This window comes from Halorientalis persicus (assembly GCF_900110215.1).
In the GTDB taxonomy this organism is placed as follows: Archaea; Halobacteriota; Halobacteria; order Halobacteriales; family Haloarculaceae; genus Halorientalis; species Halorientalis persica.
In genome coordinates, this window is record NZ_FOCX01000019.1 from 20,121 (window position 1) to 33,973 (window position 13,853).

Here is a 13,853-nt window from a genome sequence, read left to right on the forward strand (position 1 = left end):
GGTCGGACAGCCCGGGCGCGGTCACACGCCCGTGGTAACGCGGCGGCCGAGCCAGTCGAGAAAGGGAGCGACCCCGCGTTGGTACCTGAGGCGATATCGGGCGGCAGTATCACGTCTCCCCACGTGAACGCCGACATCTCCAGCCCGGAGAGTCCGAAAGACGTCTTCGTCGGTCGTATCGTCACCGAGATAGACGGCACGGTACCCGTCGGGAAGCGTCGTCCGGAGCCACTGGAGCGCCTGGCCCTTGTCCCAGTCGATGTCAGGCCGTATCTCGACGGACTTTCGCCCGGAGACGAGGCACAACCCATCGTCCAGCCGTGGGGCGAGTGCATCGATCCGTTCGACCACGCCGCGCTGGAGCGCTGGCGGGACCTGTCGATAGTGGACCGTCAGCGAGAGCGTCTTGTCTTCGATCAGACAGCCGGGAACGTCACCGAGCGTCTGTCCGACGAGGTCCACGGCGTGGTCGAGGGCAGGTCTGTAGCGTCGCGCTGCTGGATGGATCACGCTGTCTGGCCCACGCGCCAGTTCCAGCCCGTGATTGCCGGCGTAGACCGCACCCGCGACCTCGGCCCGCGGCCGAAGATCGGCGATTTCACGCCCGCTCACGACGGCGACGACAGTGTCGACGCTCGCCGCGAGCCTGGCGAGCGCGACTGCATTGGCCGGTGTGATGTGGGGATCGTCGGGGTCCGGTGCGATGGGGGCGAGAGTCCCGTCGAAATCGACACCGACCAGCAGCCCCGACCCCCGTTCCAGCCGGCCCGCGATTTCGCCAAGGTTCGTGGCCGCCGGTTTCGTCCGGGCATCGGTCGGTGGAGCCGAGGACGCCGCTCGTTTCGGCACCCGCTCGTTTTCCGGCCCGTTCGTCTGTCCCGGTTCGTTCGTCCGTCGCTCGTGATTCGGTGTGTACATTCGTCGTTCGTGGTCGGAGTGATGTCGGGGATCGATGTCGTGTTCGGGATCGGTGTCGTGTGTTACGTCGGCTGGTGTCGGACTCGTGGCTGCTTCCCGTCCTGTCGGAGACACTGGCTGACCCACGAGTCGAGGTCCCGCTCGGACACGGCCCGGGAAAGGCCGTCCATCCGCCGTCGGCGCTCGTCGTCCGGCATCGCGAGCGCGTCCTCGATCGTCGTGGCGAAGTCGGACACGTCACAGGGATTGAGCGCGAGCGCGTGTTCACCGAACTCGTCGTACGCACCAGTCCCCCGACTCAGCAGGAGGACGCCCGGATCGGAACCCTGCGCGGCGACGTACTCCTGGGCGACGAGGTTCATCCCGTCCCTGAGCGGACTGACGATGCCGAGATCGGCCTCGCGGTAGAGCCCGAACAGTTCTGCCTGGGAGAGGTGGGCTGTCGTGTAGACGACCGGTTGCCAGTCGTCGGTGCCGAACCGGTCGTTCAGTCGCTCAACACAGTCGGCGACCTCCTCCTGGATCGCTCTGTACGCCGGGATCGTCTCCCGGGTGACGCTCCCGACCTGGATGTACGTGAGGTCGCCACGGAGGTCGGGCGTATCGTCCAGCAGGGATTCGAGCGCGCGAAGCCGTTCCGGAATGCCCTTCGAGTAGTCGAGCCGGTCGACGCCGACGGCCAGCGTCGTGCCCGCTTCGATACCGTGTTGGGCCCGAAGCCGAGCGGGGAACGCGGTCGCCTCCGCCGTCGTCGCGGTCTCGGCGACGTCGTCGACCGGGACACCCATCGGGATAGCACGGATAGAGATCTCTCGGTCGCGATAGCGAACGCGACGATCGGACCAGTCGACGGCCGCGTCGTCGACGGCGGTCGAAACACACTCGAGGAAGTTCTCGGCGTACCGATTCGTGTGGAATCCGATCCGGTCAGCGCCGAGCAAGCCCCGGACGAGGTCCTGGCGTCGTGGACAGGCGCGGAACGTGTTCCAGTCCGGCCACGGGATATGCCAGAACTGCGCCACGTCGACCGCGGAGCCGAGCTGGCGACGGATCGCACGCGGGGCGAGCGCGAGGTGGTAGTCGTGAATCCAGATCGTCGTGTCGGCGAGGACGTCGTCGGACGCGCTCGTCGCGGCGTTCGCGGCGAATCGCTGATTCACCGTTCGGTAGGCGTCCCAGAACGCCCCGTCACAGTGTACGTGACCCAGAAACGAGTGGCAAAGCGGCCACAGCACCTGGTTGCTGAACCCGTAGTAGTAGTTCTGGACCTCGGCATCGGAGAGCCAGACGCGACGCAACGTGTACTCACCCTGCTCGCGGTCGTCGGTGCGGGATCGATCCGACGACACGGCGTTACTGGACGAGTCCTCGGACGGGGGGACCGTCACGCGACCAACATCGTCGACGACCGCCCGATCTGCATCGCCGTCCCCCCAGGCGATCCACGTGCCGCCGAGTTCACGCATCACCGGATCGAGACCGGCGGTGACACCCCCAGTTGGCCGGTCCACGGTGACCGTCTCGCCGTCGTACTCGTGGCTGTAGGGCTGCCGATTCGAGACCACGATCAGGTTTCGACCACCGTTCCGTTCGCCCGGGGTGTCGACCCCGGAGTCGGGATCGAGATCGGCGTCGGTCCCGAGTGCCTTAGCGTGCCGGTTACCTGGGTCCAAATCTCGCCCCGACATCGCTCCGCGTATGGGTTTTCGTTCCGATTTGCGATTCGTCGATCCGTGGACACCGGTCTCGTACCCGTTCGGCCGTGGTAGCGTATGGTCGTGCATGATCCCGAGGGTAACCGCAGTCCTGATGCGATGGCAGGCGTTGCCTCGACAAGGCGGTGATGCCTGCATCTGAAAGGACGCGGACGATCTCACATCGCCCTGTGACCCACATCAGTCTGCGGCCCCACACCGCCCTGTCTTCTCTGGGCGATCTACACCACGGAAGGGACTGCGCTCACGCTCGGCCTCGACGAAGTACACCGATTCACCGGGCCGACTGCATCCCACTTCGATCCGTGAGCCCCACATTTACAGACGTATGGTTGTAAAAATATATCGCACGAGTGATTATCGTTGCGCGAGCGGCCACGCAGTCCCTGCTGGGGGTTCGTAGTCCCGACCGATAGTGCACAGTCTTGGCTGGTGGGACGAAACCGTGATCGCCAATCTTAACCAACACCAGATTTCAGAAACACTAATCCCCCGCAATCCTCTCCAACCCCGGAGGTTTGAAGTCAGCGGGGACAACAGTGTTGGTTAAACATGAGTGAAGAGCAGCATAGCGCTGTCGGGAACGATTCGGACCTGGTCGAGAGCGTCCCCGACGAAGTGCGTGACGTGATAGACGAGTCGAGCGAAGCGGAGTTGCGAGCATTGCTGCGATACGTGCGCGAAGCGTTGGAGTCGGCAGACGGCGATACGGATACTCCCGGACGAGTCGCAGTGAGCGAGCTATCCGCGGCGGAATCGAACACGGCAGGGTCGACAACCACCAGCGAAGTGGATTCACAGGCCGAATCCACTGACGAACAACCCGAAGGGGTGCCATCGAAGGCGACGAGAGTCGTCAAAGAGATCAACGACAACCGGTATTACTACTGGCAGTGGCGAGACGGGGATTCGGTCAAATCGAAGTACGATCGCCCGGCCGACCCGGAGTGAGCCACAGTGAATCGGGAGTCTCGTCGACTCGATCGAGAAGTCGGCGGCGCGCGCACACCGGGTTTCCGGTGAAACGGGTGGTAGCGGTGGGTGGGGGAGAGCAGAACGGCGAGCGAGTGGGGACAGGATTCGACCAACAGGAATCGACCGTATATTCGAGCGTTCGCACACCGGATCGAGCGTTCGCACACCGAAGTTTCTTCGAGCGCGCGCACACCGTGTTTCCGGTGAAACCAGGTCAGAGAGGGGCTGGGGGGGACGACGAGTGGAGAAGCCGGATGGAACCACCCTAGAAATAGACACACCGGATTTCCGGTGAAACCGTTCGGTAGAGCGGACGATGACGGCAGTTTAGCGTACTTTCTCCACAGCATCTACAGCAGTAGGATGGTCTCAGTTGCTAGCACGTCACAGTCATACAAACCTAGCTACACAAATCTAGCTGTGAGCAATACAAAACTACCTGCACGAATCTGCAAGTATTTAAAACAGATTAAATAGAACACCAGAGTTAAATACATGAGTAGCGTATAGCTCATTGAGTATATCACGATACAAGAGTGATAGCTAGATGCTATCACGTGGGGTCAAGCTGTTCACCCGAAACGGAAACGAAGTCACTCCGGACAATCGCCGAGAAAGGGTTTCTTCCGGTCGGCAATCGTGTTTGGTGGATTTACACTCGGTGGGTCTCGCTCACGGCTTTCCGTTCTCTGTTCAGTACGACGGCAACGAACACTCGCTAGAGTAGCTTGTGAACGCTAACTGCGGCCACACAGGGTCAGCGGTCGTTCACGATCTCCAATCGACGAACGCCACCACAGAGACCACAACCCCCGTTTCGACTGCACCCCACCCCCCGTTCCCTCCCGTTTCACCGGAAATCCGGTGTGTGTCTCTACCCCGGTTCTTTATAAACCATTTCACCGGAAACCCGGTGTCCGATTTCGAAATTTTATATAATTATAGATCAAACAATTCAGTTACACTCTGGTACTCCTTCAGATCGGAGGGGGTCTCGAGTTCGTTCGGCCAGGTATCGATTCTCGGACGTGACCGTACACCGTTCGGTCCCTGACGGTCACACCTCGTATACTCGATCTCAGTTGGATCCCCCGGTCGGTATACACCTCACGTCGTAGCTACACCTCACGTCGTAGTTGTTAATACGGTCGTACGGGGGAATAGCTCGGGTAACTGGTGTATAACTATAGACGAAAATTCATAACGAGAATACGGACCCATGTTCGACCTGACTGGTTTCCAACGAGACATCATGTACCTGGTCGCGGGGCTCGACGATCCACACGGCCTCGCTGTCAAAGACGAACTCGAGAAGTACTACGAATCGGAGATTCACCACGGCCGACTGTATCCCAACCTCGACGAACTGGTCAAGAAAGGCCTCATCAAAAAAGGAAAGAAGGATCGACGAACGAACGTCTACAAACTGACCGATCGGGGCGTCCGTGAACTGGAAGACCGGCGGGACTGGGAAGACCAGTACCTGCAAGACAAACAGGCGATCCCGACGTAACCGTTCCCCACCTCGTTTTTTGGACTTCAGTGCCTGACGCTATCCGGTCGCGAGCCACGACTTTGCCACGCCGTTCACATCTCACGGCCGATCGGTAACAGAACCGCCGGACATGGACCGGGTAACAAACCGTTCGTCACCCGTCGTCTGGGCTCGATGCTTCGCTCCCGTGAGGCGCTCGCCACGGTACCCACGAACCCGCTCTCGTGGTACCGATCCGCTTCGGTTCCCTGGATACTGGCACTGGTCGCGAGCAAGGCGGGTGATCTCGCGACGACCATCGTCGGCCTGACCATCGTGGACGGGCTTTCCGAACGCAACCCCGTCGCAGGGACGGTCTTTCACCAGTTCGGCGTCGCCGGTCTGTGTGTGGTGAGTGTGTTCGTTCTCGTGGTCGTCGTCCTCGTCGTCGAGTTTGCCGGGACCGTCCTCGAACGCGACGACCGGACCGAACTGAGTCCCGACACTGCCTACTTCATCGGGTACTTCCCCTTGGTCACCGTGTTCGGTGGAGCGACTGTGTATAACGCCGTATTAATATGTATACGCGTCTGGCCGTGATCGCGATAGTGAGCCCGAGCGATTCGGCCGTGCGCTCGTCTGCCGTAACCACTCTATAACTATCCCAGCGGCGCGCCAGGGCTCGCTCGATGGCACGCTGGCTGCGTTCAGCGGACGAGGATAGTATGAACGAGGATGAGACGCTCGACGACCTGGCCGACGGTACACCGGCGGATCCGGAACTGGTCTCGGTCGTCGTCGAGGACGACGACGCCCCGGACCGGTGTACGATCTACCATCCGGAGTCGTCCGGGATCGACCGAATGTCACGGTGGATCACTACCGAGACGGACCTGCTCGTCGATCTCGAACGTATCCGGTAAGTGTTTCGAAGCTGGCGACTCCACACGTGCTGACCGGTTGTTCCAGTACTCGATGCGCAGCTGTCCTGGCACCCCACGATCAGCTGTTCCGGCATTCGAGGACCAACGCGATCGATTCTCGTGTGCCGATGCGACGGTATCAGCGCGGAACGGACAGAATCGAAATCGGTCGCGGTACGGGCCGCTCGGTCAGTCGTCTTGATCGGCCCCGATTTCGATCGCGTGGAACGCCGAACAGCCACCGACGGCCAGACAGAGCACGCCGAGGGCGGCTATCGACACCGTGCCGCCCGCAATCAGGCTAACCAGAAACAGCACGCCACCGACACCGCTCAGCCCGAGGTAGTACTCGTGCCAGGGTCGCGTGTCCGGTGACTGGTTGTCCAGATACTCGTAGAGCTGGGGGGCGTTCTCACCGAGGGAGACGATCCCGCGGTTCTGGTTGAACTGTACGATGCCCATGTCGGCCATCTTCGGCAGGTGGCACTGGTACAGGCCGACGTAGACCCGTTTTCGCTGGCTGGAGGTGATCGACGCGATGTCCGTATCGTTCTCCAGGGCAGCGATGTGTTCGGCCAGATCACTGAGTGTGACCTGCTGTTCGTGTTCGCGTAGGTATCTGATCACTTCACGACGACGCTCGTTTTTCAAAATCTCGAAAATGAGATCTAGTGACAGCTCTTCGGCGGGCGACCCCTCGCCCCCCTCTGCGCTCGTCGTCGGTTCGGTTGACGATTCGTCGATCTGTCGTGTCGTAGGTCCCGTTGACCCCGTTTCCTGTGTACTCATTCACTAATCACCCGTCTCTCGGATCGCAGCTCGTTCCCCCTCCCAGGCGGTCGTGTGTCTCCTACCGGAGCGCGTCTCCATTCGCTCCATTACTGCGAGTAGGTCTCTCCCAATGACCGACGCCACGTGGGAACGCGTTGATTTATGCGTGGCATCTACACGCACGACAAGCAGACACTTAATTGTTATTTGTCGTATAGGAAATAAATATAGCCACATTCGATGCGTCCGTGGTAAGGATCTGTTCTTGGACTTGGAAGCGATCGGGAACAGTCCGGTAGTGAATAATCCGGTTATGAATAGTCCGGTAGTGTAGTATCAAAAATATATTCGAAAATGAGGGGATGTGAGATCAGTCCCGCGCACGCTCGCCGATCCCGATGGTCATGACTGCGTCCGCGACACCGGCGGCGTCGTCGAGTGCGTTCCGACCGTCGACGAGAATTGGACTCTCGAACACGCTCCAGTCGATGTCGTCGAACTCCTCGTGCGCGGTCGCGAGGATCAGCGCATCGAGGTCCATCCCGGTGAGGTCCTCGATCGGCACCGACCGAACGTCCGCGGTATCGAGGTCGACGACCGGATCGACCCCGACGACGGCAGCGCCGGCGTCCCGGAGCAGGGACGCGATGGCAACGCCTGGTGATTCGCGTGTCTCGTCGACGCCGGGACGGTAAGCAAAGCCCAGGACGGCGACCGTGGCGTCGGACAGTGCCAGTCCCCTTTCGCCCAGACCTTCGCACAACTTCCCGACCGTGTAAGCCGGCATCGCGTCGTTGATGCGTCTCGCACGCCTCAGAAGCGGCGTCCCGGTGTCGCAGGTGTCGATGAGGAAGTACGGGTAGTAGGGGATACAGTGGCCGCCGACCCCGGAACCGGGCCGGTGGAGGTCACAGTACGGCTGTGCGTTGGCGGTCTCGATGGCCTCGAACACGTCGATCCCCAGTTCCTCGGCCAGCGTGGCGAGTTCGTTGGCCAGCGCGATGTTCACGTCCCGATAGACCCCCTCGAAGATTTTGACGCACTCGGCGGTCGTGGCGTCGCCGACCGTGTGGACCTCGTTGTCGGTGACCACGTCATACAGCGCCTCGGCGGCCTGGGTGCTCTCGTCGTCGACGCCGCCGACGACTTTCGGATACGCCCCCCGGACGTCCCGCAGTGCACGCCCGCTTGCGGTCCGCTCCGGACAGAACGCGACCCCGAACTCCCCGCGCTCGCAGTCGCTCTCCGCGATCAGCTGTTGGAGCACCACACCGTCGCAGGTTCCCGGCGGGACGGTCGACTCGATGCAGACGAGATCGCCGGGGTCGAGGCCACTCGCGACGGCCGAGACGGCCGCCCGGAGCGTCGTGAGGTCGGGACTGCCATCTTCGACGAGAGTGGGGACGATCACGACGTGGACAGTCGCGCTGTCGGCGGCCGCGTCCCCCTCGGTCGTCGCGACCAGCGATCCGTCGGCGACGACGGTTCGGAGCACGTCGGGGAGCCCCGGTTCGCCGGTGACGGGACAGTCTCCATCGTTGACCGCCCCGACGACGGACGGGTCCACGTCGACCCCGATGGTGTTCCCGGTGACCTCGGCGAGGACCGTCGCGAGCGGGAGCCCCATCTTGCCCAGACCGTAAACCGTCACGGGAACCTGGCCGGCGCGGATCGCGGTGTCCTGCCCGGCAGCCGGACTCGAACCACCGTACAGCGAGACGCTCGATTCTGGTTCCTGGTGCATACTAGTTCTCGATGGTGGGTGGCTCGCCGGTCGCGTGGTCGTCGATCCGGCGCGCCACGTCGAGCGCCGCCAGCGCGTCCTCGCCGGTCACGGGTGGCCGGGAGCCGGTGGTGGCCGCCTCCACGAACGCTTCGAGTTCGGCCCGGAGGGGCTCGCCGTTCTCGATGGTGGGCCGCTCGATGATGCTCTCGTGGCGGTACCGGAGGTCGCCGCCGGACTCGTAGTACTCCGGCACCGAGTGGCGGTGGATCTGGACGCTCTGGGACTCGTAGTCGACGTTGACGCGACACTCCTCGGCCGTTATGGCGAGTCGGCGGACCTTCTCCTGGGTCACCCGACTGGCGGTCAGATCGACGACGACACCGTTCGCCAGTTTCAGTTGCGCGGTGACGTGGTCACTGTCCCGAGCGCCCATGGCCGAGACGTTGGTGACCTGCGATCCGAGAGCCGACAGGACGATGTCGATGTCGTGGATCATCAGGTCGAGGACGACGCCGTCCCTGCTGTCGCGGTCGACGGGCGGCCCCAGTCGCTGGACGTCGACGGCGATCACGTCCAGGTCGGGGACGATGTCGGCCAGTGCCCTGACGGCAGGGTTGAACCGCTCGACGTACCCGACCTGTAACGCGACGCCCTGGTCTCGTGCCATCTGTGTGAGTTCTTGGCCGCGGGTGAGATCGGAAACGAACGGCTTCTCGACCAGGACGTTTACACCGCGGTCGATGGCTTCGGTGGCCACGCCGTAGTGATATCGCGTCGGCACGGCCACCGATACCAGGTCACAGCGGTCCAGCAACGTCGTCTGGCTCGCCACGTCGGCCCCGTACTTGACCGCTACGTCGGCGGCACGATCCTCGTCGGCGTCGGCGACACCCGCGAGTTCGACACCAGGGACTTCGTTGTACACGCGCGCGTGATGTTGCCCCATCGACCCGACGCCGACGACGCCGGCCTTCGGTTGCTCGTTACTCATATCTGGGCTGTCGGTTCGTCGTTCGTCGGACTGATCCGGATCGGTCGCGATTCTGTCACTCGTGGCTCACCTCGCCGATCGTCCGGGCGATGGTACGGCGGTCGGCATCGGTCGTCTCGGGGTGGATCGGCAGGGACAGTACCTCTCCGGCCGCACGGCTGGCGACGGGGGCCGACGCATCGGTCCCGCTGTAGGCTGGTTGCTCGTGGATCGGCGTCGGGTAGTAGACGCCGGTGTCGACGCCGGCCGCAGACAACTCCTCGCGGAGTCTATCGCGTTCCTGCGTCCGGACGGTGTACTGGTGGTAGACGTGCCGGCGCTCGACAGGCTCGACGGGCGGGATGACCGACGTGTCTTCGAGCAGGTCGGTCAGTTCGGCGGCGTTGGCCCGGCGCGCCCGGTTGAACTGGGGCAACTTCTCCAGTTGAACGAGTCCGATGGCGGCCGCGAGATTCGTCATCCGGAAGTTGTGGCCCAGCTCAACGTGCCGGTAGCTGTCGTCCCGGCCGTGGTTGACGAACCGGGCCGCCCGCTCGGCCACGTCCTCACGGTCGGTCACCAGCGCGCCCCCCTCTCCAGTCGTCATGTTCTTGGTCGGGTAGAAGCTGAACGCACCCACGTCGCCGATGGAGCCGACGGGGCGGCCATCGTGGCGTGCGTCGTGGGCCTGTGCGGCGTCCTCGATCAGTGCGAGGTCGTACGTGTCGGCGATGTCGCCGAGGTGGTCCATGTCCGCGGGCAGTCCGTAGAGGTGGACGGCCAGGATGGCGTCGACGTCCTGATTCTGCACGACGGACTCCACGGCGTGCGGGTCGAGGTTGTACGTCTCGGGGTCGATGTCGGCGAACACCGGCTGGGCACCGCAAAACCGGATGGCGTTTGCCGAGGCGACGAAGGAAAACGGCGTCGTCACGACTCGATCGCCGTCGCTGATGCCCAGCGCGTGCAAGGCGGTGTGGAGCGCGGTCGTCCCGTTGCTCGTTGCGACGGCGTGCTCGGTGTCACAGAACTCGGCGAACGCGGTCTCGAACTCCGAGACGGTCTTACCAGCCGCCAGACGGCCGGATTCGACCACCTCAGTCACACGGGCGGACTCCCGTTCGTCCAGTTGCGGGTCGGCGATGTCGACCGACCGGACGCGCTCGTCACCGGTGACCATCGTCGCCCTCCCGTCGCCCGACGCGTCTGGTGTCGCTCGACAGCACAGTTGTACCGACAGACAGTGTTCGTGTTGGGGACCTCATGGTTCGAATTCGCCAGCGGACGAAACCCCTGGCACGGCTGGATGCAGTCGGTAATTAGCCTTTGTTATGCGGCCCATTTAGCCGGCGTATCGGCCGCCTCACGGCTGTATCCGCCCGACACTGAGTAGTCGGCCAGGGACCCGGGCCAACTCGCGGTCGGCCCGGCCGTCCAGGTAACACAGTGAGCCGCTGTCGCTGGTCGGTGACGACGGTGGTACCAGCGCGCTACCGTTTATAAGCTGGGTGTAACAAAGGGACGACGCAGAAATGCAGAGGTACGTCACTCCGACATGAGCGTGCCAGGCGTCCAGTCTCGTCGAGAGAGCTAATCACGAGGGACGAACTCCTTGATGGCATACGATCAGGAAGAACTGACCCAGGACCTCGTTTTCGACATCCTGAGCAGTCCGCGCCGCCGGTACGTGCTGTACTATCTGCGGACTGTCGGGGAGCCGGTCGCGCTGAACGACCTGGCCGAACAGGTCGCGGCATGGGAAAACGAGACGGAAGTCGACGAACTGTCCGACCAGGAGCGAAAGCGCGTGTACGTCTCGCTGTACCAGACCCACATTCCGAAACTGGACTCGGTCGGAATCGTCGAGTACGATCAACAGAGCGGGATGGTCGAGCTGACCGACCGCGTCCACCGGATCGACGACTACCTCACCGAGACGAGCGAGCCGATCCCCTGGCAGGGATTCTACATGGGGCTGGCCGCCGTCAGCGGCGTCTTGCTCCTGCTGGTGTGGCTCGGCGTCGGACCGTTCGGCCAGGTCCCGGCGCTGGTGGTCGGTGTCATCATCACTGCCGGCCTCGCGATCTCGGCCTCGGCGCACTACCTCTACTGGCGGTCACAGCGAAAACAGGTGCCCCAGGAGCTCAGTGACCGAGGTGGCTGAGCTGACCGCCGTCGTCTCACTCGTGAACGACACCGCTACCGGTTCTGAGTGACCGCATCGTCGAACACTCTAGACACGCGTACACGTGGTCCTCGTTGTCGCCGAAGACGCGGGCGAACGCGCTCGTGACGTAACTGCCGCAGTTTCGACACCGGGTAGATGTCTCGTTCGTCGTGTCGTCGGTCACCGTCGTAAGTTCCGCTGTCATGTGCGGTCGGCACGTGGTGTGGGGGGTGCTTTGTTATACTCGGACTATTGACCCGTATTTGGGTTGTTACGAGCTTACTGGCTGGCGCTGTGACGCTGCCGGGCGCTCGCGCCGAGCGTGGAGACAGGCGGGGCGTAAGTTACACTGAAACTCTCTCCTCGACAGGGACTGGCCGATCGATCCTGAACGGTCGGTGGGCGGGGCAGCGAACGCCTGAGAACGTGTCGCTGAGGTCGCAATAAGGGGGACAAAATTATTGGGGGTGACGACGAACACATGGCAAGTCACCGAAGGACGGACGACGAGTCGTCGACGCCGTGAGCGGCGAGTCGTGTCGTCGAGTCAGTCGCGGCGGGGTGACGAAGACGGTAGCGACGGGGCTGAGTACGCCAAGGAACGCGGTACGGATGGCGCGATAGGAGGACGATCAACCAAATGAACTCAGACTGGGACGACGTAAGCTTCGTTATCAGTTCGCAGTACCGCATCGCGGTCCTCAGGCGGCTCGCCGACGGGCCAGCGACCCCGTCGCGCATCGCGAACGACGCCGATCTCGGCATCGCCCACATCTCGCGGGCCCTCCAGGGGCTCCGCGAGCGAAATCTCGTCGAACTGCTCGTGTCCGAGGACAGACGGAAGGGTCGCGTGTACGGGATCACCGAGAAGGGCGGCAACGTCTGGCAGAAGATCGAGGCTGAGAACATGGTGTGATCGGCCAGTGACCGTGCTGCCACGATCGGTCGGCAGCCACGAACGAGTGTCCCCCCGACACGCCGGCACCGCTCGGTCCGCTGGCCAACGCTATCTTGATACAGCGAGAGGACCCCGCGTTCACGGCACGGAGGCTGTTATTCGTCTTCGCCCGGTGCGTTCCCCACGTCTGTGTCCTCCGGAACGAGCTGTTCCGGTGTTCGCTCGTGCATCGGTGTCCGAGCGAACTCTGTAATCCGTTCCCACTCACTATCTGTCAGCCGTCCTTGCATACGCACCTTCGTTCGGCGTGTCGTGTCTTAGTAATAACCTTCTTAGTTCACAGGTAAACGACTCGTAAAACTCGGACACCCATACCGTCTGGCACATAACTAGTGACTTCTCGCTGATAGTATGGCCGTTTTGTTCCTGCAAGCAGTCGGCATCCAAGGAGGAGACACTCACGAGCGACGTGCAATCCACCCGCCACTGACTGGGAGGGTCGCCGACCGGACACGGATTACACTGGGATTCGACCACGACGCGCCGTCGTGTCCGACCGGCAGGGTCGAGATACCGGGTCCCACGGACGGGCGTGTCCGGAACGTTTAGTGGAAACCGATACCTACGGTTCGCTCATCGCACATGACCGAGACGGACTGTCAGTGTAAGGTCGGGCGGGGCGTCGACGCGTTCGGTCTCGAGGGGATTCACGACGAGCTGGCGCGAGGCTGGTGTGGCGACGGGCGAGAGCGACAGAGTCTGCGGGAACTGGCGGACCACTTCAACCGACGGCTGTTGCGCTCGGCCGTCGAATCGGCCGACGAGGCACCGCTGTCCGGCGAAGTCTCGAACCTCTACCGACTGCTGACGGCCGACGACGTGAGCAGTGGGGTCCGGACCCAGACCCGTGGCCGGCTCGAGACGGCGGGCGTCCCCGTCGACGAAGTCGAATCGGCGTTCGTCTCCCACCAGACCGTTCACACGCACCTGACGGAGTGTCTCGGTATCTCACGGGAGACGTCCGAGGACGATCCGGACGCTCGCCGGCGGGCAGACCGGGATCGAATTCGGGCGCTCCAGAGCCGCACGGAAGCCGTCACGACCGACGCGCTCGAACGCCTCCGGGAGTCGGACGCACTGGCGATCGAGGGTTTCGACGTGCTCGTCGACGTGAACGTTCTCTGTGACGAGTGTGGCCGCCAGCACGACGTGGGCGCGCTACTCGACGACGGCGGCTGTGACTGCAAAGTGTGACCGTCCCTGCTTGGGCCGTTCCCGCCAGGCCCTGTGTACTTTCCACCCGTACAGCTGTAAAG

15 protein-coding genes are annotated in these 13,853 nt (G+C 62.9%); 7 read left to right on the forward strand and 8 right to left on the reverse strand.

Translation table 11 applies throughout. The features are described from left to right. Positions 1-21: 21 nt before the first annotated feature. Positions 22-918 carry a trehalose-phosphatase gene (gene otsB / locus BMX17_RS17275; RefSeq protein WP_092662379.1) on the reverse strand — a complete coding sequence of 299 codons (897 nt, stop codon included), beginning with the start codon at positions 916-918 and terminating at the stop codon, positions 22-24. A 62-nt stretch (positions 919-980) separates the two neighbouring features. Next, positions 981-2,591 (reverse strand): alpha,alpha-trehalose-phosphate synthase (UDP-forming), encoded by a 1,611-nt coding sequence (locus tag BMX17_RS17280; protein ID WP_244515041.1) that lies wholly within the window; start codon positions 2,589-2,591, stop codon positions 981-983. Between the two features lie 594 nt (positions 2,592-3,185). Here BMX17_RS17280 and BMX17_RS17285 point away from each other — a divergent pair. The 4 genes from BMX17_RS17285 (at position 3,186) to BMX17_RS17300 (ending at position 6,005) form a co-directional block, all read left to right on the forward strand. Continuing rightward, complete coding sequence (locus BMX17_RS17285; RefSeq protein ID WP_092662381.1) at positions 3,186-3,584, forward strand: hypothetical protein; 399 nt, start codon at positions 3,186-3,188, stop codon at positions 3,582-3,584. 1,243 nt (positions 3,585-4,827) lie between these two features. Next, positions 4,828-5,121, forward strand: coding sequence for a PadR family transcriptional regulator (locus tag BMX17_RS17290; RefSeq protein WP_092662383.1), 294 nt, complete (start codon positions 4,828-4,830; stop codon positions 5,119-5,121). A 156-nt stretch (positions 5,122-5,277) separates the two neighbouring features. Next, entirely contained in the window at positions 5,278-5,682 is a 405-nt protein-coding gene (locus BMX17_RS17295; RefSeq protein ID WP_092662385.1) for a hypothetical protein, read from the forward strand. A gap of 125 nt (positions 5,683-5,807) precedes the next feature. Beyond that, positions 5,808-6,005, forward strand: coding sequence for a DUF7511 domain-containing protein (locus BMX17_RS17300; protein ID WP_139203568.1), 198 nt, complete (start codon positions 5,808-5,810; stop codon positions 6,003-6,005). 189 nt (positions 6,006-6,194) lie between these two features. Here BMX17_RS17300 and BMX17_RS17305 read toward each other — a convergent pair whose 3' ends face one another. The 4 genes from BMX17_RS17305 to BMX17_RS17320 all read right to left on the reverse strand — a co-directional run bounded on the left by BMX17_RS17305 (position 6,195) and on the right by BMX17_RS17320 (position 10,652). After that, positions 6,195-6,794: a DUF7344 domain-containing protein gene (locus BMX17_RS17305; RefSeq protein WP_211611380.1), complete on the reverse strand. Its 600-nt coding sequence runs from the start codon at positions 6,792-6,794 to the stop codon at positions 6,195-6,197. A gap of 352 nt (positions 6,795-7,146) precedes the next feature. Then, positions 7,147-8,520, reverse strand: coding sequence for a nucleotide sugar dehydrogenase (locus BMX17_RS17310; RefSeq protein WP_092662389.1), 1,374 nt, complete (start codon positions 8,518-8,520; stop codon positions 7,147-7,149). 1 nt (position 8,521) lies between these two features. Beyond that, entirely contained in the window at positions 8,522-9,493 is a 972-nt protein-coding gene (locus tag BMX17_RS17315) for a Gfo/Idh/MocA family protein (RefSeq protein ID WP_092662391.1), read from the reverse strand. Positions 9,494-9,548: 55 nt separating this feature from the next. After that, entirely contained in the window at positions 9,549-10,652 is a 1,104-nt protein-coding gene (locus BMX17_RS17320; protein WP_092662393.1) for a DegT/DnrJ/EryC1/StrS family aminotransferase, read from the reverse strand. Positions 10,653-11,087: 435 nt separating this feature from the next. On the opposite strand from BMX17_RS17320, the gene BMX17_RS17325 reads away from it, so the two are divergent. Continuing rightward, complete coding sequence (locus BMX17_RS17325; RefSeq protein ID WP_092662395.1) at positions 11,088-11,636, forward strand: DUF7344 domain-containing protein; 549 nt, start codon at positions 11,088-11,090, stop codon at positions 11,634-11,636. Positions 11,637-11,652: 16 nt separating this feature from the next. Here the strand turns inward: BMX17_RS17325 and BMX17_RS17330 are convergent, their stop codons facing one another. Then, a complete protein-coding gene (locus BMX17_RS17330) occupies positions 11,653-11,844 on the reverse strand; it encodes a DUF7563 family protein (RefSeq protein ID WP_092662397.1) in 192 nt (63 codons plus the stop codon). A gap of 435 nt (positions 11,845-12,279) precedes the next feature. Here BMX17_RS17330 and BMX17_RS17335 point away from each other — a divergent pair, with 435 nt between their 5' ends. Continuing rightward, a complete protein-coding gene (locus BMX17_RS17335; protein ID WP_077208359.1) occupies positions 12,280-12,555 on the forward strand; it encodes a winged helix-turn-helix domain-containing protein in 276 nt (91 codons plus the stop codon). Positions 12,556-12,692: 137 nt separating this feature from the next. Here the strand turns inward: BMX17_RS17335 and BMX17_RS27345 are convergent, their stop codons facing one another. Continuing rightward, on the reverse strand, positions 12,693-12,827 hold the full coding sequence (locus BMX17_RS27345; protein WP_280141409.1) for a hypothetical protein: 135 nt from the start codon (positions 12,825-12,827) through the stop codon (positions 12,693-12,695). 352 nt (positions 12,828-13,179) lie between these two features. Between BMX17_RS27345 and rdfA the strand changes: the two genes are divergently transcribed. Next, positions 13,180-13,791: a rod-determining factor RdfA gene (gene rdfA / locus BMX17_RS17340; RefSeq protein ID WP_092662399.1), complete on the forward strand. Its 612-nt coding sequence runs from the start codon at positions 13,180-13,182 to the stop codon at positions 13,789-13,791. Positions 13,792-13,853: the final 62 nt, after the last annotated feature.